Here is a 19795-nt window from a genome sequence, read left to right as displayed (position 1 = left end):
AAACCAGTAGCACTAACAGCCTATCATTCTGCTGTTGAGTGCTACTGGGGTTTGAGGCCAAATCACGCAGAAAACACACTAATATCGGAGTTATTTTTTATTTCAGATAATTTTTTATAGGATGATGTATCAGTTTTTACTAATGCATTGGCTTACAGATAGTCACCGTTTAGCGAAAATAATCCAATAAATCAATTAACTCTGTTCTAGAGTATTACAATTCCATTTGTCACTCACGGTGTTGCTTTACTGTCATAAATACGCCTCCACACCCAGCTTAGCATCTTGGCGGTATCACCCGACTCAGGCAATTGGGTAATTTCTGGTGCTGCTGCCCAGTGGCCACTTTCATCTATGCCAGCAATGTCATAGCGGAAAAAATAATCGGGCTCTAACCCCATTCGCAGATCTGCAAGGGTCAGCCGAAGCTCGCCATCCTCACGTCGCTGAGCGTGAGCGGCGATAAACCCATGTGTGAACCACAATAGACGTTTCAACTGCGGTACGGATGTGAACTGCGCCAACGCCTGGTTGTCGCTTTCGTGAAAAGTAAATTGCATCGCTCCCCGATCCGCGACAAGGGATCGGTCACCGAGCCAGTAGCCATCCGGTACCATCACAATCACCCGCCAAGCCAGCGTGTTGAACGGAAACGGTGTAGAAAAACGCGGGGCATTCTGCAAGTTCAGAACAGCCAGGCTTTGCGAGGCTACCCGGTCAACCAGAGATTTGGCGGCAACACTCCAAGCCAGGTAGGCCGAGCTGACGAGCAAGCCTGCTACCAACCAATTGCGTGCCGCCCTGTCTCGGCCTGAGCCACTCGTTTGCTGCGCAGTTTTATATGGTGAAAGCTGCCAGGCAGCCATAACCCCTATCAACAACGGCACTGTATACAACGGATCAATGACGAAGATTGTCGCCCACATGACGGGTGGGGTCTTCATGGGCCATAGCACCTGCGTACCGTAGACGGTAAAGGCATCCAGCAACGGATGTGTTATCAGGGCTAGCCAGATCGCCAACAGCCACCGCAATGGGGCACCTCGAACCAGCGAACTGCGAGACTTGAGCAAGAGCCAAAGCAGCAATCCCAACAACGTTAGCATCAAGAGTGAATGCGATGGACCACGGTGCCAGGTCACTTCTGTAACCACATCACTGCTGAATACTTTGAACCAGAGCACGTCCAGATCGGGCAAAGTACCGAGTACTCCACCCGCCAGTATTGCCTGGCGTCGATGATGTTGGGGGACAACAAGTGCGGCGACACTGCTGCCAAGAACAATCTGAGTTAATGAGTCCATGGCAGATTCCAACGGCTTGGTTTACTGATCTGTTGGGCATCTTGTGCTTTTATCCATCGGTCATGCAGCCATTGTTCCGTTTTGCGGCGAGCGAGCAGGGTTGCCCATTCCAGATCGCGCTCGAACAGCATCGGTTTCTCATCGCTACCGATGATGACCCAGAACCAACGCCCATCAGCCAGATTGCGTGCCTTGAATTTTAAACCGGTGAGTTGGACAGTCTCGTTACGGCCTGGGTGTGATAAGCGAATAGGTTCATCATGGAGAGTAACAGACGCTCTCCCCAGGCTGGTCAGCAAGTCGGGCGCAGCCTTACGCAAGAACTCTGCCGCAATCTGCTCAGCGCGCTCACGAGACGGTAACGGTTTCCCCACCAGGTCGAGCGAGATGTTGGCAAAACCCTTGAGTGTGCCATCGGCGGCGATCACCGTACTAAAGTGTTCTCCCTCCAGGAAGGCATTGCGCTCATCGCGCCTCTCGTAACGGCTGAGTGCGGCGGGTTGACCATCCAGCGTGACCGAACGCTGACTGGTTTGATGATGAGTATCTGGGATGCTGATCAGGTTATCTCCAACCGCACCGGAGGCTGTTTGCAACGCGAAAGCAGACAGAGCAGTGGTAAGCCCTAGACTGATGCGGAACACCAGGATCCAACGGCAGGAAGTCAGAACTGAAGAGAGAGAAGAACGGATAGAATTCATGATTTCCTCGTGGATGAAGCAAGCGATGCACTGCCCGCAACGCAGACAGTGGCCAGTAAAAGTGCCACCGCAAGCCCCACCAATAGCGGGACGAAACCGGGCACCCAGGACACGATAAATGGACCGATGCTGGCTCCGATAAACAGGACAAAACCATTGAGGGCCATGCCCGCTGCGCGGTTAGGTACCGCCAGATCACCAAACTGGGTGATCATTGCCGGAATAGCGAGAGCGACGCCGACCACGAAGACCAGACTCCCAATGGCAATACCGGTCAGCGATTGCGCTAACACAGCCTCTAGGGCCAAGCCCACGGCCGCAACCAGATAACCTGCACCCGCAACGCCCGGCATCCCGATCCGAGCAGCAAGCGGCCCGACCAGCAAGGCGATGAACATCCCTGGCAATCCAACCAAGCGCAGTGCAATGACTGTGGCAGGAGAAAGGTTCAAGCCCGCCAGATGCGGCCCCAACGCCGTATACATCGCAACGAAAGACAGGAGAAGTGTGATGTGTGCAAATGACAGCAGCAGAATGGCAGGCCGCACGGCAATTTTGCCCAATGCTACGAAACGATGGCCCAGATGACCCTCAACGATAGTGCGTGCCGGTTCCTTTATCATCAACGCAATTAATGGAAGCATGACCACAAGACCGCCTCCCGTGGTCAGAAATACCCAGAACCAATCCCATCGTAACGCCACCCAGGCCGCGAATACTTGCCCAAGGATGCCGGCCACGAGGAAAGACGTAGACATGGCCCCGATGGCGGTTGCTCGGTGACGTATCCGCACCGCTTCAGCAAGATAGGCCAGTGCTACCGGGGCAAAACTGGACGCTGCCAGCCCCTGTAACATCCGAAGTCCCGCCAACCATGGCAACGAAGGCACGAAGGCGCAGGCAAGTGTGGCAATCGACAGGGCGCTCAGCCCCATCAGCATCACTGGCCGACGACCATACTGATCCGATAACGGCCCCCAGAGCAGGAACCCGCCAGCATAGGCCAGGCTGAAACAAGTGGCCAGCGCGAACGAGACGGCCCCCGGTGTTGCCGGGCTGAAAGAGTGACCGACGTACGTCAGCAAAGGGATTGCCAGGTAAAGCTGGGTCAGCACCAACAGGGCGACCGCGACCAGTAGCGTGACACCTGGCCCACTCGCGTAATGAGCTGGTCTGAGGTGAGGGGGCTTGCTGAAGGTCTCATCAGCCAAGCCTGAGAATTGCGTATTTTCAGCCATGGAACTCTGCTTCCGATATCGGTACAGCACCCCCAACGATGACGGAATGTACCTGACGTGCAGTATGCAGTTCCCAGAATTGGTCAGCGATGTCCATTGGTGCGACGGTATCACTTTTACCCACACCGCCCGGTGTTCCCTCAACGAAGCCGTTGACGATCACCTCACCGACATGAATGTCATGTGACGCGAGGGTATGCGCCAGAATATGGGTAGTTTTACGTTGAGCTGCAACGCTGATGGCAATCGCAGCATAATCGATGGCGAACGCATTGATTTGTGGGTCATCGAGCGCCATGACGCCGCTGGTAACCAGTACGGTACCTTTTGATGCCGCAAGGTCGTTCCTGCTCTCTTGTACGGCGGTGATGTAGCCAACAACGCGAAGATCGAAACTCTTGCTCAGATCTGCGGGCTGAGTGGACAGCAGGTCACCTTCGATATCGAGAAAAACGTTCCAGTGCAGGATACCTATAGGCCCCATTATCTCATGTACGTCCGTGACGGCATGTCGAATCGCTTTAACATCGCTAAGGTCGGCTGGGAAAGCGCGAGCCTGGATGCCTTCGGCGGTCAATTCCGTTACCGCATCAGCGAGACGCTGAGCATTGCGCGCAATCAAGGCTACGGGATGACCCGCCTTACCAAAACGGCGAGCGACTGCATGGGAAATACCCGGGCCATATCCACAGATGAGGATGGTGTTTTTCATAGTTCAGACTCCGATTATAAAGTAAAATTACAACTCCAACGTTTTAGTTGGAAATAACTATAGTATGATTACGTGACAGCAACAACCCATAAATGAGAGAGAAGAAAAATGGCTTGGGATACTGAAGGGACGAAACGCAAAATTCTGGATGCGGCGATGACCGAATTCGCCCGACTCGGACCCGATGGCACTACCCTTGAGCGGGTTGCCAAGTTGGCCGGGGTAAACAAGGAGCGTGTTTATAATTACTTTGGCGATAAGCGAGCGCTGTTCTCAGCCGTATTACGTAGTGAGTTGGCCAAGGTGGCATCGGCGTTGCCCATTACATCCTTTGCGGTTGAAGATATTGGCGATTACGCTGGCCGTGCCTACGATTATCACCTCGACAATCCTGAACTGAGTCGGCTCATGCGCTGGGAAGGGTTGATATTCAGTGATGAGGTGCCGGACGAAGAACAGCGACGCGAATACTATGGATACAAGATTCAGGCCGTGAGCGATGGGCAGCGCGAGGGAATTGTTACCCAAGCCATTGGAGCAGATCATCTGGCTTTTTTGGTGTTAGCTTTGGCCGGATGGTGGTCTGCCGTTCCACAGGTCGCGCGCATGTTAACGGGACCAGATAGCGCAGAAGAACATGCCAGACGGAGATCCTCTGTCATAGAAGCTGCCCGACGTCTGGCGTCTGCCCCATAAAGTTATTCGAACGCTAGCTTTTGCGTACTGTGGACGAACTCAGAAAGAACTAGAGGCAATGTAAGCCTAAATAGCGGCCTTAACTTTCCTCTCTAAACGGAAATCAGGGGTTCTCGACATCCCGGTTTTGCCATAACCCGCTTTTTTGTTAATAAGAATACTAGCCATGTCTGATTTCATTCGTGGTTTTTGCCCTGACTTAATTTTGGTAGCCATTGCGGCGGCACAACGGCCATTTTCCCTCTCCAGGATACGTCGATGCTCGGCCTCTGCGACGGCAGCTAATATCTGGTGGCCTACTGTACAAGCGCCTATTGATTAGCGCATATGTAATAGTATAACATTACATTCGTGCTATCCAACAAGGAGCTATAGATGTCTAAAAAATATAACTGCCTATCCATAATTGCATTGAGTGTTTGTATTTCATTGATCAGTTTTAAATCATTTGCGCATGGTAAACATAGCCACTCACATGAGCACCATCAATCGGATGCTGCACGCACAGCAAGTGAAGGCATCTTTGTAGACAAAGATGTTAAGGATAGGGGGCTGAGTGATTGGGATGGGGTCTGGCAATCGGTTAATCCCTATCTGTTAAAAGGGGATCTGGATTCGGTACTCGTTAATAAAGCGAAAAAAAATAAAGATAAAACGGTTACAGAATACCGAGAGTATTACCGCCGGGGCTATCATACTGATATCATTATGATTGGCATAGAGAATAACACTATTGATTTTCACACCTCAGATGCCGTTAATTCATGTAAGTATAGCTACTCTGGCTTTAAAATAATGCACTATGACTCAGGGAAGAAGGGAGTACGCTATTTATTCGAATGTAAAGATGCTAACTCAAAAGCACCAAAATTTGTCCAATTCAGTGACCATATAATAGAACCACAAAAATCCCATCATTTTCATATTTACACGAGCAATGAGTCGCATGAAGCATTGTTTAAAGAAATGGATAACTGGCCAACGTTTTATCCAATCACATTAGGCAAAGATGAAATAGTTCACGAGATGTTGCATCACTAAAGTTAGTGTTGTCGATTATTTCCAGTAAGAGAAGACCATGCATCCGCATGGTCTTTTTGTATGTTATTCAAGCGAGCATTTGGGTCGATAGGCCAAACATTGACCGATTTGATTTTGTATTCGTCGCAGATGAGTGACGCACACAGCTACATACACCCGCTATTCTCATGGTTATCCGGTAGGATGCATGGCGACTAAATCTCAAAATGTGATATTTATAAAACATCTTTTCATTAAAATTGAAATTTTGTTTTTAGAGTGCTATGTTCTGCACAGTCAAGTCTAACTATCACACCCAATGGGCCACAGCTCATTGGCGCAAAGGAGAGAACATAATGAAAATTGCACTGATGATGGAAAACAGTCAGGCAACTAAAAACGCCATCATTCTGAAAGAGCTGAATGCTGTAGCCTCGGAAAAAGCGTACCCGGTATACAACGTGGGCATGAGTGATGAAAACGACCATCACCTGACTTATATTCATCTGGGGATCATGGCCAGCATTCTGCTCAATTCTAAAGCAGTGGATTTTGTGGTTACTGGCTGTGGTACAGGCCAAGGCGCAATGATGTCATTAAACATCCATCCAGGTGTTGTATGTGGATATTGCATCGATCCTGCTGACGCTTTCCTGTTTGCTCAGATCAATAACGGTAATGCATTGTCACTGCCATTCGCCAAAGGTTTTGGCTGGGGTGCTGAATTAAATGTGCGTTATATCTTTGAAAAAGCGTTTACTGGCGTGAAGGGGGAAGGTTACCCGCTGGATCGTAAAGAGCCGCAGGTACGTAATGCGGGTATTTTGAACCAAGTGAAAGCTGCGGTAGTGAAAGAAAACTATCTCGATACACTGCGCTCTATTGACCGTGAATTAGTGAAAACCGCAGTAAGCGGTGCACGTTTCCAGCAGTGCTTCTTTGATAACTGCCAAGTTGAAGAGATTAAAGCTTTCGTGAAAGAAGTACTGGCGTAACGATAGCCTCGAGTGCTGAAGAACAAAACAAGGCTCCTGAACAGGAGCCTTTTGCTTATTTGATTCCGCTAAAACACTTAACGACTACTTACACCGCGGTCTGCTAACACTTAGGCGCTGCCCCTTGTGGTGGCAGATAGCGTAGTGGATCAAGTGCGGTTGCTCGGTAACGGATTTGGAAATGCAACATTATCGTGTCTGTTCCGGTGCTGCCCATCGTGGCTATTTTTTGTCCCGCTTTCACATCTTGAGCATTGTTCACTAGCATGGTGTCGTTATGGGCATAAGCGGTGATGAAATCCTCACCGTGTTTAATCATTATCAGGTTGCCATAACCACGTAACTGATTCCCGACATACACGACTCGCCCTTTGGCCGACGCGTAGATTGGCTGCCCACGTTTAGCCGTAATATCAATGCCTTTATTACCACCGTCGGCGTTGGAGTAGCGCGATATTATTTGGCCACTGGTCGGCCAGCGCCAGCATCGATTAGCACCCGGTGGTGGTGTCGATGCAGCGAGTACAGTATTTGAGGATTTACGCTTCGTTGATGCCAGTCGCCCGGACGCCGCAGAACTGCTGAGCTGAAGTTTTTGCCCAACCTCAAGTCTATAGGGGGGGCGGAGCCTGTTGATGCGGGCAAGGTCACTCACTTCGCTATCACTGATCCATGCAATAAAATAAAGTGTGTCACCTGACTTAACGGTATACGATTTATCGTTATAACTGCCTTTTGGCAGTTTGGTGTAGTCACGATTGGATTTGTTTGAGCACCCAGCCAATAGCAAGACAACCATTGCGTATACCACCAACCATGGCCACAACTGCATTCTACTTTTAGTGTTCAAAACTTTTCCTTTATCGCCGTGATATCAAACTCCCTCAGCCAACTATATTAACATTCGAACTATAAGGTTCAAAAGCCTGTGTAAGATTATCGTTTAGGATTGGTGGTAATTGGCAGGCTAAAATGGCTCACAATTTCTTGTGAGACGGGGGAAACCCATAGAATTGCGTAGATTAGTGGTTTCTTACGTATTACTGCTTTCCAATGGAGTGCAGCACTCTGGCAGAGAGTCGCCTTTGCTGCTTACGGTTTACTAGCCATGATAATGATGGGCTGAAAGGCATGTAATATTTATAACTATTAATATACCTAAGCCTACTTATGTCTTTGCTATGAATTATCTGTTTGTTATTAAATTAACTTCATTCAATAAGTATTAATATATCTATAAATCAAATTTTTTTAATTGGCTTTTATTAAACTACATTTTTAAATGTTGACGATCAATGCGAGAAATATACTGACTTTCTGTGTTGCTTGTCTGGCATGTTTATTCTAGATTTAAACTGAAAACAATATAAGACATGGTGGTTGATTTATACTTAATTATTAGCTGACTTGTTTTTATTCTTTGTGAAAACTATGGTGCTAAATTTAAACTAAATAAATAGGGTGTTTATTATGTCAGATAATATGGATTGTTTGTTTTTAGATTCTCGTTTTGGATCATTACAAATGAGTTACTCAATTGATAAAAAACAAATTCCGCTTCAATCACATCTAATAGATTGTTTTTAATTATCTTTTAATAATCTAATTATGAGGTGAGTTTATGCAGAACAATAACGTATCAACCAAACGCAGCCCGTCAATAAAAAAACTGGGCATTATGACACTAGTGGTAATGAATATTGTGGCAGTGGTCAGTCTAAGAGGGTTACCTACCGAAGCGGAGTATGGATTAAGTTCTATTTTTTACTATCTGTTTGCTGCTGTATTCTTCTTGATCCCGGTCTGTTTGGTGGCGGCTGAATTGGCAACCGGTTGGCCGGAAAAAGGCGGAGTATTTCGCTGGGTAGGCGAGGCTTTTGGCCCGCGCTGGGCATTTTTAGCCATGTTTATGCTGTGGACTGAGGTGACGGTATGGTTCCCTACTGTCCTGACGTTCGGTGCGGTTTCATTAGCTTTTATTGGCCCCGACCAGACATGGGATCAAGCACTCTCGGCCAATAAATTCTTTGTGCTCGGGATTGTGTTGTGTATTTATTGGTTTGCGACCTTTATTGCCTTTAAAGGGGTGGAAACCTTTGCCAAGGTCTCTAAATGGGGGGGATTGATAGGCACCATCATTCCGGTAATTATCCTGATCATATTAGGTTTTTCATATTTGATTGGTGGAGGTACCTCGCAAATAGAGTTGTCATGGGATAACGTTGTTCCTGACTTTTCTAATTTCGATAATGTGGTTTTAGCCGCCAGTATCTTCCTGTTTTATGCTGGGATGGAGATGAATGCCATCCATGTCAAAGATGTAGAGAACCCGCAGAGAAACTATCCCATCGCTATTATGTTGGCTGCTTTAGGGACTGTACTTATTTTTGTCTTGGGCACGTTAGCCATAGCTTTTGTGATCCCCGAGTCTGATATCAATCTGACGCAAAGTTTGTTAGTGACTTATTACGACCTGTTCAAGTGGGCTGGTATCGAATGGCTAGGGCCGATAGTGGCATGCTGTCTGGCTGTGGGGGTATTAGCAGGTGTAGTGACATGGGTTGCCGGGCCTTCATCCGGGTTATTGGAAGTGGCTGAGGCCGGATACTTACCGCGCTGGTGGCAGAGTATCAATAAAAATGGCATGGCGACGCATATCCTATGTGTTCAAGCACTTATTGTTACCTTGCTATCTATCTTGTTCGTGGTACTTCCCTCAGTTCAATCGGCCTACCAGATATTGAGCCAATTGACCGTCATCCTGTATCTCATTATGTACATGTTGATGTTCAGTGCGGCTATCTACCTGCGCTTTAGTCAACCAAACCGACCACGGCCTTATTGTATACCTGGCGGTAATGCAGGGATGTGGATTATTGGTGGTACAGGGCTACTGAGTTCGTGTATTGCTTTCATCTTTAGCTTCATTCCACCTAGCCAAATTGTGGTGGGTAGCCCCAAGGAGTATGTCGCTATTTTGATCGCATTAGCCTTGTTCTTCTGCATGGTACCTTTGGTTATTTATGCACTGCGCAAACCTCATTGGCGTGATGAAAACTGTGATTTTGCCCCTTTTACCTGGGAGCGAGACCGTGGGCATCCCGGAATCCCGACCACCAGTGCAATTCATACCAGCGATGCAGTAGCAAACAGGTAATACCCATAAATTGGCTATCGGCATTATCAATCAAAATCATAGATCCGTCATATGTCAGTGAGCTTTTCAAAAAAAACATTATGACTGCAATGCCTAACAGGCTAACGTCTTCTATTTATATCAACACCCGCTTTTGGCTGTGAATTCACTCGATGGATGCAACACATTGGTTAAATCGCTTTGCGTTTTCCATGAATTGGCTGAGCATAAAATCTTAATGAAAAGCCCTGAGGGGCTTTTCATACATAAGCATCTGCAAACTGTTAATTACCACATCAAATCATCGGGCACTTTGAAATCGGCATACGGATCTTCTCCATCTTGCTCTTCCTGACTAAGCGCACTATTTAATACAATACTGTTCGCATCTCGCTGCGCAATTTTATCGGCTACGCTCGCGGGGATAATAGCGTATTCACTCTCGCCACTGTTCTCAACAACCAGACGAGCAATGGCGAGACGACCACTAATTAGCTGAGCTTGAGTGAGCTTATCCACAACTATTTTTTTAATTAAATTATTATCTGTGAAGTTAAAACCAATATTGCCTTTTGAAATATCGATTCTGTTCATTTCAATGAGCTGTTTCACCTGAGCTTTATACTCTTTAGATAAAGCCGCTTGTTTTTGTTGTTCGCTTAGTTGTTTATCACGCTCAAGTTGTTCTTTTTTATTTTCATCCACAGCCTCTCTTGCCTCACGAGCCTGAGCTCGTGATTTCTTAGCTGTTCTTTGGACTTTGGCCATTTTTTTGCTGGTCACTAATCCAGCTTTTAGCATCTGCTCTTGTAAGGTGAGTTTTGTCATCTTCGTTCCTAAACCAGTTGAATAATTTGTGGGATTATACCTGTAATTTTTGAGTCTGTTCCAGATTGCAGGACCTGATCACGGTATTACTTGAGTTTGGAGGGGGTTATCAGAGGCTGGTGGGACCTGCTCTCAGGATTCGCCAGTCGGTTTAAAATTCGGTATCATCCGCTCCCACTCTTCATCCGGGTAGCCTGATGTCTAAGATAATCGATACCTTTATTGCCCCGCCGTGTCATGACAAGATAGAGACTCTCTATCAGGACGATCACCTGGTTCTTATCAATAAACCTGCGGGGCTGCTTAGCCTCTCGGGGAAAAATCCGCAAAATCTGGATTCGGTGCATCATCGGTTAGTACAGATATTCCCCGGCTGTACCCTGGTTCATCGCCTGGATTTTGGCACTTCCGGGCTGATGGTGATTGCCCGCAATAAGGCTATAAATGCCACCCTCTGTCGACAGTTCAGCCAGCGCACCGTGACCAAAGTGTACAGCGCACTGCTCTGCGGACATCTGGATGACAACGAAGGGATGATAGACGCAGCGATTGCCAAAGACCCGGCACTGTTCCCGCTGATGTCGATTTGCCCAATCCACGGCAAGCCGGCTCGCTCCTACTATCGGGTCGTGGAGCGCTTTTATCATGAGTTGGAAGATGGGACGTTACTGCCATTAACGCGGGTACAGCTAACCCCGGAAACCGGGCGTACTCATCAACTCCGCATCCACTGTCAGCAGTTGGGCCATCCCATTTTGGGCTGTGACCTGTATGGCGGTCGCCTGCTGCCAGGTACCGAACGGACTCCACGGCTGATGCTGCACGCCAGTGAGTTGCATTTTGTTCATCCCATCAGTGAAGAGTGGGTCAAAGCCCATAATTCCAGCCCGTTCTGAAAGCGAAAGTTTCTATTACGATGCCACCCGGAGTATCTCCCCCATCTTATTTAAACGGGTATTACCTGTTGTTCTGGTCACATGTGTGCTGAAAGTACCGCTCCAGCCGAGGCTTTTGCGTCGTTGACGCAACGAGTGCAATGTCATTGGGCCGCATGGATTATCACGACCCGGAAATAGGTGCAGCCGATATCCTGTCAAACTATGGCGCGTTCTGAGCATTTTGACGGTTTGAAAGGGAAGGGGAATAGCATGTTATCTGCGGATTGTTATCCACATACTTATTTTAAACTGCGCTTTCACGAGACAAGATGAGACATCATGAAATGAAAAATCCACGCAAATGCGTGGATTTAATGGTATTTGTTATTTTTCATGAGACTCAGTGAATCCTCATGAAACAACAAAAATGATTTAGACGTTGAACAAGAAGTTCATCACGTCGCCATCTTTTACGATGTAATCTTTACCTTCTGAACGCATTTTGCCGGCTTCTTTCGCGCCTTGCTCACCCTTGTAGGTGATAAAGTCCTCGAAAGCGATAGTTTGTGCGCGGATAAAGCCTTTCTCGAAGTCGGTGTGAATTTTACCGGCAGCTTGTGGTGCAGTTGCACCTATCGGGATGGTCCAGGCACGCACTTCTTTTACACCGGCAGTAAAATAGGTTTGCAGGTTCAGCAATTCATAACCGGCACGGATCACACGGTTCAGACCGGGTTCTTCAATACCTAACTCAGCCATAAATTCAGCGCGGTCTGCATCTTCCAACTCAGCAATATCAGACTCAACTGCGGCACAAACGGCAACTACCACAGAACCTTCCGCCGCAGCGATGGCACGCACCTGATCCAAATATGGATTGTTTTCAAACCCATCTTCATTGACGTTAGCAATGTACATGGTTGGCTTCAGGGTGAGGAAGCTCAGATAACGGATGGCGGCTTTATCTTCAGCACTCAGGTTCAACGCACGCAGCATGCCAGCATTTTCTAAATGTGGCAGACATTTTTCCAGCGCTTCCAGTTCCGCTTTAGCGTCTTTATCACCGCCTTTAGCTTTCTTCTGAACACGATGCATTGCGCGTTCACAGGTTTCCAGATCGGAAAGTGCCAGTTCAGTGTTGATGGTATCAATGTCATCAACGGGATCAACTTTACCGGCAACATGGATGATGTTGTCATTTTCAAAACAACGTACCACATGACCAATTGCTTCAGTTTCACGGATATTGGTCAGGAACTGGTTACCCAGGCCTTCGCCTTTGGATGCACCCTTAACCAGGCCCGCGATATCGACGAATTCCATCGTCGTTGGCAAAATACGCTGAGGTTTAACAATCTCGGCCAGTTGGTCCAGACGCGGGTCCGGCATTGGCACCACACCCGTGTTGGGTTCAATGGTGCAGAACGGGAAATTAGCTGCTTCGATACCCGCTTGTGTCAACGCGTTGAACAGGGTGGATTTACCAACGTTAGGCAGGCCCACAATACCGCATTTGAATCCCATGTTTTATATCACCTTAAATAACTTAAAAATCAACTCGTTAGGGTTAACGTGCTGATGTAATCAAAATTTATGTCGCTATTATACACATTCTGACGATTTATCTCGATCATGCTGTTTCGTCGCCGCAATGGAACATGCTGTGAGAGCGAGTAGGTGATTGATTTTTCTAACTCTGTGTCCGAGATCACGCTTATGCCATCTTAAGTTTCCTGATAAATGTCCGATAACTAGTTATTACAGTCCGCATACTGAATTTGGGTAATTCCAATGGAAATGAGTATCTATAAATGGCTGATCGTCATCTTGTTCGGGGGGATGGCGGGTATTGTGGGAATGCGTTTTCTTACCGCAGATGTTGAGCCTGCCGCCCCCTCCTTTGCCGAGTTGGTTGATCAATATGGGGTGGAAATTGAAAGTCACTCGGGCAAGAGCGTTAGATATGTGGGGTACAAAAAAAATACCCTTTATGAAGATTTCGACAGCATCCAGTTGAAATTTACCGCAGTAACCGACAAGTTTGAACGCAGCCACGACTTATCGCGCAACAAAGGAAAGGCATCAGATTGGGATTCGCTTTTTTGTAGCGATAAATTGAGTGATATTGCGGGCGAATATGATGGTAAAAGCAACAATTTTCTCGGGCGGGTGAGGGTGATATTTTCAGGTGTGGTATTGACCGGTGAGGGACAACAGGGGATTAATGCGCTGTGCAACAAAAATGAATAACAACTAATACAGGCACCCCGGCTTATGTTCGTTAGCCGGGGAACCGGGCCAGTATTATACGCCGGCCTTAAAGGAATGCAGGCGATTCATTGCCTTAGTGATGTCTTCTTTTAGCAGTATTTCAGTACAGCGGATAGATTCATCAATGGCCTCGTCAATTAAGGTTTGTTCACTGATTGGTGGCTTACCCAAAACAAAACCGGTGACTTTACTTTTATCACCCGGATGGCCGATGCCGATGCGCAAACGATAGAAGTTAGGGTTATTCCCCAACCTGCTCTGAATATCTTTCAGGCCGTTATGGCCACCGTTACCGCCACCTAGCTTTAATTTAGCCACGCCCGGCGGGATATCCAACTCATCGTGTGCGACTAAAATCTCTTCCGGCAGAATACGGTAAAACCCAGCCATTGCGGCTACGGCCTTGCCACTGAGATTCATAAAGGTAGAGGGTACCAACAAGCGAACGTCTTGGCCTGCCAGATTTAGCCTTGCAGTGTAGCCGAAGAATTTACCCTCTTCTTTCAGTGGTTGATTATGGCGCTGCGCCAATAAATCCACATACCAAGCACCTGCATTGTGGCGAGTTTGGGCATATTCAGCGCCCGGATTTGCCAGCCCAACGATTAATTTAATACTGCTCACGTCGCCATTCGCTATAACTAAAGGAATTAAAGTGCCATAGTTTACCTGTCATAGCGCGTAATAACAAAACTGCTAGCATGAATTTATTTAGAGTGAATAGTTCAAGATGTGAATAGTTGCCTGTATGTATAATTCAAATTCAGTGCCAAATGTCTGGATTATGTAAAGATTTGTTGGAATATATTTGCCAGTTGTGATCACAAGCGCAATACCTTCCTCGCAAGCCTGACTATACTTAGTTATTAAGTGGACATGAATAATCGCATTAAGCAAGCAGTTTTAGCGCTCGGCTCAGTGGTTATTTATTGGCAACCTAGGTGGAGGTGGCATATGAAACGTAAAAGCGCAGCAAGGGTCGGTAATGTGCTGATGGGATTAGGTTTGGTTACCATGGTCGTAGGGGTAGGTTACTCAATCCTGACAGAGGTATCCCAACTGGGTCTACCGCAATTCTTTGCCCATGGTGCCGTGATGAGTATTTTTGTCGGCGCACTGTTGTGGTTAGTTGGCGCGCGTATCGGTGGGCGTGAGGAAGTTGCGGATCGTTATTGGTGGATTAAGCACTTTGACAAGCGTTGTAATCGCAACCAGCGTCACTCCTAGCGAGCAAGGCATCATTAGCGACTAATTACAGCGAAGCGGCAAACATAGACCTGTTTTCTTGGCTTTTTAATTGAGCTGATGTGCAGGAGGGGTAAATGAGGGCTCAACGAGCGATAAAACAAACACCTATTGATCACGAACTCAGCGATCGAGAGTAGAAAACCCGTTGTCGCATCTGCTTCAACGGGTTTTTCTTTATCTGCTTCAATTTATGCATTGCATAGTATCAATTCGTTATGAACCCCATTCGTGATGCCCACCAAGTGACCTATCGCGAAAATAGCTTAATGGCTAACTGCGGCCAGATAGCACCGCAGGGATATCCACAACCTAATACTGATTAATGCTCAAACATCGCAGAGATGGACTCTTCATTGCTGATACGGCGGATGGCTTCAGCCAACATGCCTGACAGGGTCAGAGTACGCACATTTTTTAATGCCTTGATTTCAGCTGACAACGGAATCGTGTCACAAACAATCACTTCATCGATAACAGAATGTTTGATGTTTTCAACCGCATTACCAGAGAAGATCGGGTGAGTCGCGTAAGCAAATACACGCTTGGCACCACGTTCTTTCAGGGCTTCCGCTGCTTTACACAATGTGCCACCGGTATCGATCATATCGTCAACTAACACGCAGTCACGGCCAGCAACGTCACCGATGATGTGCATCACCTGAGAAACGTTAGCACGTGGGCGGCGTTTGTCGATAATCGCCATATCAGTATCGTTCAGCAGTTTTGCAATGGCTCTGGCGCGAACAACGCCGCCGATGTCTGGAGAGACAACAATTGGGTTTTCCAGATTCTGCTGCAACATATCTTCCAGCAGGATTGGGCTACCAAATACGTTATCAACCGGAACATCAAAAAAGCCTTGGATCTGTTCAGCATGTAGATCCACTGTCAATACGCGGTCAACCCCAACACTTGAGAGAAAATCGGCAACAACTTTGGCAGTGATCGGTACACGGGCAGAACGCACACGGCGATCCTGACGAGCGTAACCGAAGTAAGGAATAACAGCAGTAATACGTCCTGCGGAGGCGCGACGCAGGGCATCAACCATGACAACCAGTTCCATCAGGTTATCGTTCGTGGGTGCGCAGGTGGACTGGATGATGAAAATATCACCACCGCGTACATTTTCGTTGATTTGCACGCTCACTTCGCCGTCGCTAAAACGACCTACAGCGGCGTCACCAAGACTGGTGTACAAACGGTTGGCAATACGTTGTGCTAGTTCCGGGGTGGCGTTACCAGCAAAAAGCTTCATATCAGGCACGAGAAGAACCTCAGGCATGCGTCCAGAGAAGATATTGTCATATCAGTAATCAGGGGCGATTATTCATACTGATTGCAATATACATACGGGTATTTAAAGCCAAAACACGGTGAATAACCGTCATCATTCAAATTACAGGTGTGTCGACTGTTCTCGTTCACCCGCATCACTTACTCATGTAAGGTTATCGGGATTCGCTCGTTTGCCGCTTTCCTGCATCTTGAAATCTATTGGGTACAAAACAGCATTATGAACCGGCTTTCAATCAAATGAGACAGGTATTTTCAGAACCCAAGGTTAGTAGAGCCATTACATCGACCTTACATAACGCTGTAAATCGTTATCTGCACTCACAACTTTCAATTTTCCCAGAGCGCGCACGATGCAGTGGCGAAACATTTACACCACGAGCAACAAAACCATGCAACCACTCCGGGGCAATACTTAACACCTGTCGGGCCGATGCCTCAGTGTCGAATTCTGCAAACACACAAGCACCGGTTCCGGTAAGGCGTGACGGAGCGTATTCTAACAGCCATGAAAGAGCCTGTTCAACCTCGCGAAAACGTTTTCTTGCGATCGGTTCGCAATCATTTGCGTACGGAGTGCTTAAAAGCGCCGCCAGTGGGCGAACTGGCGTATTTCTTTTTAATTCAGGATCAGAAAAAATAATTGGTGTTGGGATGCTTACACCGGGGTGTACCACCAAATACCACTTCTCTAAAGGCTCCGCAGGTTGCAATTTTTCGCCAATTCCCTCAGCAAAGGCAGCATGTCCACGAACGAACACCGGCACATCGGCACCTAATGTTAGGCCAAGAGTGGCCAATTTCTCATCAGAGAAACCACATTGCCACAGTAAATTGAGTGCAACCAGTACCGTAGCGGCATTAGATGAACCACCACCCAGTCCTCCCCCCATTGGTAGGCGTTTATCAATACTGATATCTGCCCCACGAGGTACTTTTACCGTGCCGGGCTGTTGTTGTGGCAATTGTTGTAGACATTGTTGTTGTAGCAATCGCGCCGCGCGAATTATCAAGTTCTGTTCGTTTTCTACGCCTGCAACTGGCGTTAATAAGCGAATCTGATTGTCATCTCGCGGCACAATAGTTAGCTGGTCGCCATAATCGAGAAACTGAAACAGGGTTTGTAAGTCATGATAACCATCGGCCCGTTGCCCGGTGATATAAAGAAACAGGTTTAATTTGGCCGGTGAGGGCCAGACATGTTGCTGCGTGCTAACCATGTTATTTGACAGTCCAATTATCCATTTTTAGCTTAATTCGCTGCCCGCCCTGGCTCAGTTCCATGCGGCTCGGCAATGCTGGCGTCACTTGAGTGTTGTATTCCTGATAATCAACCACCCACGTCATACCATTTTGTTTATAAGTCACTTGCTTCAAACGGTACTTATCATCAAGGATGAAATCAGTGGTATCACCGGGTAACCCTAAAATCCACTGACGTAAGCTTTCCAATGGAATGGACATCCCCGTCAACTTTTGAATCATTTCTTGTGGGTCATCACTGACATAGCGTTTGCCTTGATTATCGGTCAACTGGGTAACGCCTGGTTGTACCACCAATTCCAGTTCTGTGCTGCCCAATGGGTTGGTCAGCAGTAGGCGATAGCGCTCAGGTGTAGTTTGTTGCCAGAAAAAGCGCGCATAGACTTTTTGTTTTTCAGAAATATACGCAAAGGCACCCCGGGTCTGGAATTGGCTCAATTGCTGTAATTGTTGCTCATGTTGACGCCACTGTGGCGATGTCGGACTGGTCGCCGGACCGGTCGGTGGCGTGGTGCTACAGGCTGCTAGCAACAGCGTTGCTAAAGGGAGCAGGCGATAAAAACTGATTTTATACATCGACATATGGCTATAAATCCTATCGGTCGCACGGATATCATTGGCGACGCGTCTTTGATGAGGTCATGTTACCGATAAATAATAATTTTTGATAAAACAAATTATTTGATACCTAGCTAATTGGTATCTGAGGTGCTCACGCTAACGGGCTGAAGGCTGAGCGTCAATATCTTGTTCTATTTTGTACAGGGTTTACGCAATATTGTTGTACAGCAGATAACCAATTTCTGATCATAATTTATGATAATACTTAGGATATTGCACTGTGACTTTTATTGAACCCGCGCATCAAGTAGAATGCGGTTCAGACGAGAATCCATACTAACATCAGTATTACTCGAAGCCGTTCTCATGACTCTGCTTGCATTAGGCATTAATCACAAAACTGCGCCTGTATCTTTACGTGAACGAGTGAACTTTTCACCGGAATCTATCGACCAGGCGCTTGTCAGCTTGCTCCAACAGCCGTTGGTGCAGGGCGGTGTCGTATTGTCTACGTGTAACCGAACTGAGTTGTATCTCAGCGTAGAGCAGCAAGATAATCTGCATGAACAACTTATTGCCTGGCTTTGTACCTATCACAAACTCAGCCCGGACGAAGTGAAAAAAAGCCTGTATTGGCATCATGGTAATGATGCCGTCAGTCATTTGATGCGTGTTGCCAGCGGGTTAGACTCACTGGTATTAGGCGAACCCCAAATTTTGGGGCAGGTGAAAAAGGCCTTTGCTGAATCTCAGCGTGGTCAATCGCTGTCTGGCGAGTTGGAGCGGTTGTTCCAGAAATCTTTCTCGGTTGCCAAACGGGTTCGGACAGAAACAGATATTGGAGCCAGTGCCGTTTCGGTTGCTTTTGCTGCCTGTACTCTGGCACGTCAGATATTTGAGTCGCTTTCTGAACTGAATGTGCTGTTGGTGGGGGCTGGGGAAACCATTGAGCTGGTGGCTCGTCATCTGCGTGAGCATCAAGTCAAGCATATGATTATCGCTAACCGTACCCGTGAGCGAGCTCAAGTGCTGGCGACAGAAGTGGGGGCCGAAGTGATTACTTTGCCGGAAATTGATGCTCGATTGGCCGATGCCGATATTATTATCAGTTCAACGGCCAGCCCATTGCCTATTATTGGTAAGGGAATGGTCGAACGTGCTCTGAAAAGCCGCCGCAATCAGCCAATGCTGTTTGTCGATATCGCCGTACCACGGGATATTGAGCCAGAAGTGGGTAAACTGTCTAATGCCTATTTATACAGTGTTGATGATCTGCACGCGATTATTCAGCACAATATGGCACAGCGTCAGGCCGCTGCGGTGCAGGCCGAATCAATAGTACAGCAGGAAAGCATGAATTTTATGGCCTGGCTACGTGCGCAGGGGGCGGTTGAAACCATTCGTGATTATCGTTCTCAGGCCGAACAGGTTCGTAGTGAGATGACCGCTAAAGCATTGGCCGCCATTGAGCAGGGTGCCAATGTAGAACAAGTGTTGAATGAGTTGGCCCATAAGCTCACTAACCGCCTGATTCATGCTCCTACCAAATCCCTCCAGCAAGCCGCCAGCGATGGCGATATGGAGCGGTTGCAATTATTACGCGACAGCCTTGGGCTGGATCAGCATTAGTTTCCTCTAATTACAGGGT

Annotated in this window: 20 protein-coding genes and 1 pseudogene; 9 read left to right on the top strand and 12 right to left on the bottom strand. The window is 47.5% G+C overall.

All coding sequences use genetic code 11. The annotated features are described in order from the left end of the window. Nucleotides 1-233: 233 nt before the first annotated feature. Genes V1953_RS11300 through V1953_RS11285 form a run of 4 tightly spaced genes read right to left on the bottom strand, consistent with a single transcriptional unit; the run spans nucleotide 234 to nucleotide 3955 of the window. Nucleotides 234-1304: a metal-dependent hydrolase gene (locus V1953_RS11300; RefSeq protein ID WP_442850909.1), complete on the bottom strand. Its 1071-nt coding sequence runs from the start codon at nucleotides 1302-1304 to the stop codon at nucleotides 234-236. Further along, on the bottom strand, nucleotides 1292-2005 hold the full coding sequence (locus tag V1953_RS11295; protein WP_420073653.1) for a hypothetical protein: 714 nt from the start codon (nucleotides 2003-2005) through the stop codon (nucleotides 1292-1294). The genes V1953_RS11300 and V1953_RS11295 overlap by 13 nt, the downstream gene beginning before the upstream one ends. Continuing rightward, on the bottom strand, nucleotides 2002-3243 hold the full coding sequence (locus tag V1953_RS11290) for an MFS transporter (RefSeq protein WP_372569114.1): 1242 nt from the start codon (nucleotides 3241-3243) through the stop codon (nucleotides 2002-2004). The genes V1953_RS11295 and V1953_RS11290 overlap by 4 nt, the downstream gene beginning before the upstream one ends. Next, complete coding sequence (locus V1953_RS11285; protein WP_083159037.1) at nucleotides 3236-3955, bottom strand: SDR family NAD(P)-dependent oxidoreductase; 720 nt, start codon at nucleotides 3953-3955, stop codon at nucleotides 3236-3238. Before V1953_RS11285 ends, V1953_RS11290 begins: the two co-directional genes overlap by 8 nt. A 108-nt stretch (nucleotides 3956-4063) precedes the next feature. On the opposite strand from V1953_RS11285, the gene V1953_RS11280 reads away from it, so the two are divergent. The 4 genes from V1953_RS11280 (at nucleotide 4064) to V1953_RS11265 (ending at nucleotide 6666) form a co-directional block, all read left to right on the top strand. After that, nucleotides 4064-4651: a TetR family transcriptional regulator gene (locus tag V1953_RS11280; RefSeq protein WP_042569675.1), complete on the top strand. Its 588-nt coding sequence runs from the start codon at nucleotides 4064-4066 to the stop codon at nucleotides 4649-4651. 166 nt (nucleotides 4652-4817) lie between these two features. After that, nucleotides 4818-4973: a hypothetical protein gene (locus V1953_RS11275; RefSeq protein WP_372569116.1), complete on the top strand. Its 156-nt coding sequence runs from the start codon at nucleotides 4818-4820 to the stop codon at nucleotides 4971-4973. Nucleotides 4974-5026: 53 nt separating this feature from the next. Beyond that, the gene (zinT, locus tag V1953_RS11270; RefSeq protein WP_442850908.1) at nucleotides 5027-5692 is read left to right on the top strand and encodes a metal-binding protein ZinT; all 666 of its coding nucleotides are present in this window, start codon (nucleotides 5027-5029) and stop codon (nucleotides 5690-5692) included. A gap of 335 nt (nucleotides 5693-6027) precedes the next feature. Then, nucleotides 6028-6666 carry an RpiB/LacA/LacB family sugar-phosphate isomerase gene (locus tag V1953_RS11265; protein ID WP_005185124.1) on the top strand — a complete coding sequence of 213 codons (639 nt, stop codon included), beginning with the start codon at nucleotides 6028-6030 and terminating at the stop codon, nucleotides 6664-6666. 103 nt (nucleotides 6667-6769) lie between these two features. Here V1953_RS11265 and actS read toward each other — a convergent pair whose 3' ends face one another. Further along, the gene (actS, locus tag V1953_RS11260) at nucleotides 6770-7498 is read right to left on the bottom strand and encodes an amidase activator ActS (RefSeq protein WP_442851314.1); all 729 of its coding nucleotides are present in this window, start codon (nucleotides 7496-7498) and stop codon (nucleotides 6770-6772) included. 789 nt (nucleotides 7499-8287) lie between these two features. Between actS and gadC the strand changes: the two genes are divergently transcribed. Next, nucleotides 8288-9823, top strand: coding sequence for a putative glutamine/gamma-aminobutyrate antiporter GadC (gadC, locus tag V1953_RS11255; RefSeq protein ID WP_442850907.1), 1536 nt, complete (start codon nucleotides 8288-8290; stop codon nucleotides 9821-9823). 267 nt (nucleotides 9824-10090) lie between these two features. Here the strand turns inward: gadC and V1953_RS11250 are convergent, their stop codons facing one another. Further along, a complete protein-coding gene (locus V1953_RS11250; RefSeq protein ID WP_083159033.1) occupies nucleotides 10091-10630 on the bottom strand; it encodes a DUF2058 domain-containing protein in 540 nt (179 codons plus the stop codon). Nucleotides 10631-10827: 197 nt separating this feature from the next. On the opposite strand from V1953_RS11250, the gene V1953_RS11245 reads away from it, so the two are divergent. Continuing rightward, complete coding sequence (locus V1953_RS11245) at nucleotides 10828-11526, top strand: RluA family pseudouridine synthase (protein WP_083159032.1); 699 nt, start codon at nucleotides 10828-10830, stop codon at nucleotides 11524-11526. A 39-nt stretch (nucleotides 11527-11565) separates the two neighbouring features. Here V1953_RS11245 and V1953_RS11240 read toward each other — a convergent pair. Then, nucleotides 11566-11781: pseudogene (locus tag V1953_RS11240) on the bottom strand (tyrosine-type recombinase/integrase); the annotation flags it as partial. 159 nt (nucleotides 11782-11940) lie between these two features. Further along, nucleotides 11941-13032, bottom strand: a complete 1092-nt coding sequence (gene ychF / locus V1953_RS11235) for a redox-regulated ATPase YchF (protein ID WP_083159031.1) — start codon at nucleotides 13030-13032, stop codon at nucleotides 11941-11943. Nucleotides 13033-13299: 267 nt separating this feature from the next. Between ychF and V1953_RS11230 the strand changes: the two genes are divergently transcribed. Continuing rightward, complete coding sequence (locus V1953_RS11230; RefSeq protein ID WP_102970422.1) at nucleotides 13300-13758, top strand: hypothetical protein; 459 nt, start codon at nucleotides 13300-13302, stop codon at nucleotides 13756-13758. Nucleotides 13759-13812: 54 nt separating this feature from the next. Here V1953_RS11230 and pth read toward each other — a convergent pair whose 3' ends face one another. Next, on the bottom strand, nucleotides 13813-14403 hold the full coding sequence (gene pth, locus V1953_RS11225) for an aminoacyl-tRNA hydrolase (protein ID WP_372569118.1): 591 nt from the start codon (nucleotides 14401-14403) through the stop codon (nucleotides 13813-13815). A 330-nt stretch (nucleotides 14404-14733) separates the two neighbouring features. On the opposite strand from pth, the gene ychH reads away from it, so the two are divergent. Beyond that, on the top strand, nucleotides 14734-15006 hold the full coding sequence (ychH, locus tag V1953_RS11220) for a stress-induced protein YchH (protein WP_083159029.1): 273 nt from the start codon (nucleotides 14734-14736) through the stop codon (nucleotides 15004-15006). Between the two features lie 340 nt (nucleotides 15007-15346). Here ychH and prs read toward each other — a convergent pair whose 3' ends face one another. The 3 genes from prs to lolB form a co-directional block, all read right to left on the bottom strand. After that, a complete protein-coding gene (prs, locus tag V1953_RS11215) occupies nucleotides 15347-16294 on the bottom strand; it encodes a ribose-phosphate diphosphokinase (RefSeq protein ID WP_004390739.1) in 948 nt (315 codons plus the stop codon). Between the two features lie 340 nt (nucleotides 16295-16634). Continuing rightward, nucleotides 16635-17543, bottom strand: a complete 909-nt coding sequence (gene ispE / locus V1953_RS11210; protein WP_442850906.1) for a 4-(cytidine 5'-diphospho)-2-C-methyl-D-erythritol kinase — start codon at nucleotides 17541-17543, stop codon at nucleotides 16635-16637. 1 nt (nucleotide 17544) lies between these two features. Then, entirely contained in the window at nucleotides 17545-18168 is a 624-nt protein-coding gene (gene lolB, locus V1953_RS11205; protein ID WP_083159027.1) for a lipoprotein insertase outer membrane protein LolB, read from the bottom strand. A gap of 345 nt (nucleotides 18169-18513) precedes the next feature. On the opposite strand from lolB, the gene hemA reads away from it, so the two are divergent. After that, complete coding sequence (gene hemA, locus V1953_RS11200) at nucleotides 18514-19776, top strand: glutamyl-tRNA reductase (RefSeq protein ID WP_083159026.1); 1263 nt, start codon at nucleotides 18514-18516, stop codon at nucleotides 19774-19776. The last annotated feature ends 19 nt before the right edge of the window (nucleotides 19777-19795 follow it).

The sequence above is a fragment of the Yersinia sp. 2541 StPb PI genome (genome assembly GCF_052217145.1).
In the GTDB taxonomy this organism is placed as follows: Bacteria; Pseudomonadota; Gammaproteobacteria; order Enterobacterales; family Enterobacteriaceae; genus Yersinia; species Yersinia enterocolitica_E.
Note: the sequence above shows the minus strand (reverse complement) of the source record. Positions and strands in the feature narration are given on the sequence as shown.

Coding starts and splice junctions, on each gene's coding strand:
- V1953_RS11300 (WP_442850909.1), bottom strand. CDS start 1,304: ATGGACTCATTAACTCAGATTGTTCTTGGCAGCAGTGTCGCCGCACTT.
- V1953_RS11295 (WP_420073653.1), bottom strand. CDS start 2,005: ATGAATTCTATCCGTTCTTCTCTCTCTTCAGTTCTGACTTCCTGCCGT.
- V1953_RS11290 (WP_372569114.1), bottom strand. CDS start 3,243: ATGGCTGAAAATACGCAATTCTCAGGCTTGGCTGATGAGACCTTCAGC.
- V1953_RS11285 (WP_083159037.1), bottom strand. CDS start 3,955: ATGAAAAACACCATCCTCATCTGTGGATATGGCCCGGGTATTTCCCAT.
- V1953_RS11280 (WP_042569675.1), top strand. CDS start 4,064: ATGGCTTGGGATACTGAAGGGACGAAACGCAAAATTCTGGATGCGGCG.
- V1953_RS11275 (WP_372569116.1), top strand. CDS start 4,818: ATGTCTGATTTCATTCGTGGTTTTTGCCCTGACTTAATTTTGGTAGCC.
- zinT (WP_442850908.1), top strand. CDS start 5,027: ATGTCTAAAAAATATAACTGCCTATCCATAATTGCATTGAGTGTTTGT.
- V1953_RS11265 (WP_005185124.1), top strand. CDS start 6,028: ATGAAAATTGCACTGATGATGGAAAACAGTCAGGCAACTAAAAACGCC.
- actS (WP_442851314.1), bottom strand. CDS start 7,498: ATGCAGTTGTGGCCATGGTTGGTGGTATACGCAATGGTTGTCTTGCTA.
- gadC (WP_442850907.1), top strand. CDS start 8,288: ATGCAGAACAATAACGTATCAACCAAACGCAGCCCGTCAATAAAAAAA.
- V1953_RS11250 (WP_083159033.1), bottom strand. CDS start 10,630: ATGACAAAACTCACCTTACAAGAGCAGATGCTAAAAGCTGGATTAGTG.
- V1953_RS11245 (WP_083159032.1), top strand. CDS start 10,828: ATGTCTAAGATAATCGATACCTTTATTGCCCCGCCGTGTCATGACAAG.
- ychF (WP_083159031.1), bottom strand. CDS start 13,032: ATGGGATTCAAATGCGGTATTGTGGGCCTGCCTAACGTTGGTAAATCC.
- V1953_RS11230 (WP_102970422.1), top strand. CDS start 13,300: ATGGAAATGAGTATCTATAAATGGCTGATCGTCATCTTGTTCGGGGGG.
- ychH (WP_083159029.1), top strand. CDS start 14,734: ATGAAACGTAAAAGCGCAGCAAGGGTCGGTAATGTGCTGATGGGATTA.
- ispE (WP_442850906.1), bottom strand. CDS start 17,543: ATGGTTAGCACGCAGCAACATGTCTGGCCCTCACCGGCCAAATTAAAC.
- lolB (WP_083159027.1), bottom strand. CDS start 18,168: ATGTCGATGTATAAAATCAGTTTTTATCGCCTGCTCCCTTTAGCAACG.
- hemA (WP_083159026.1), top strand. CDS start 18,514: ATGACTCTGCTTGCATTAGGCATTAATCACAAAACTGCGCCTGTATCT.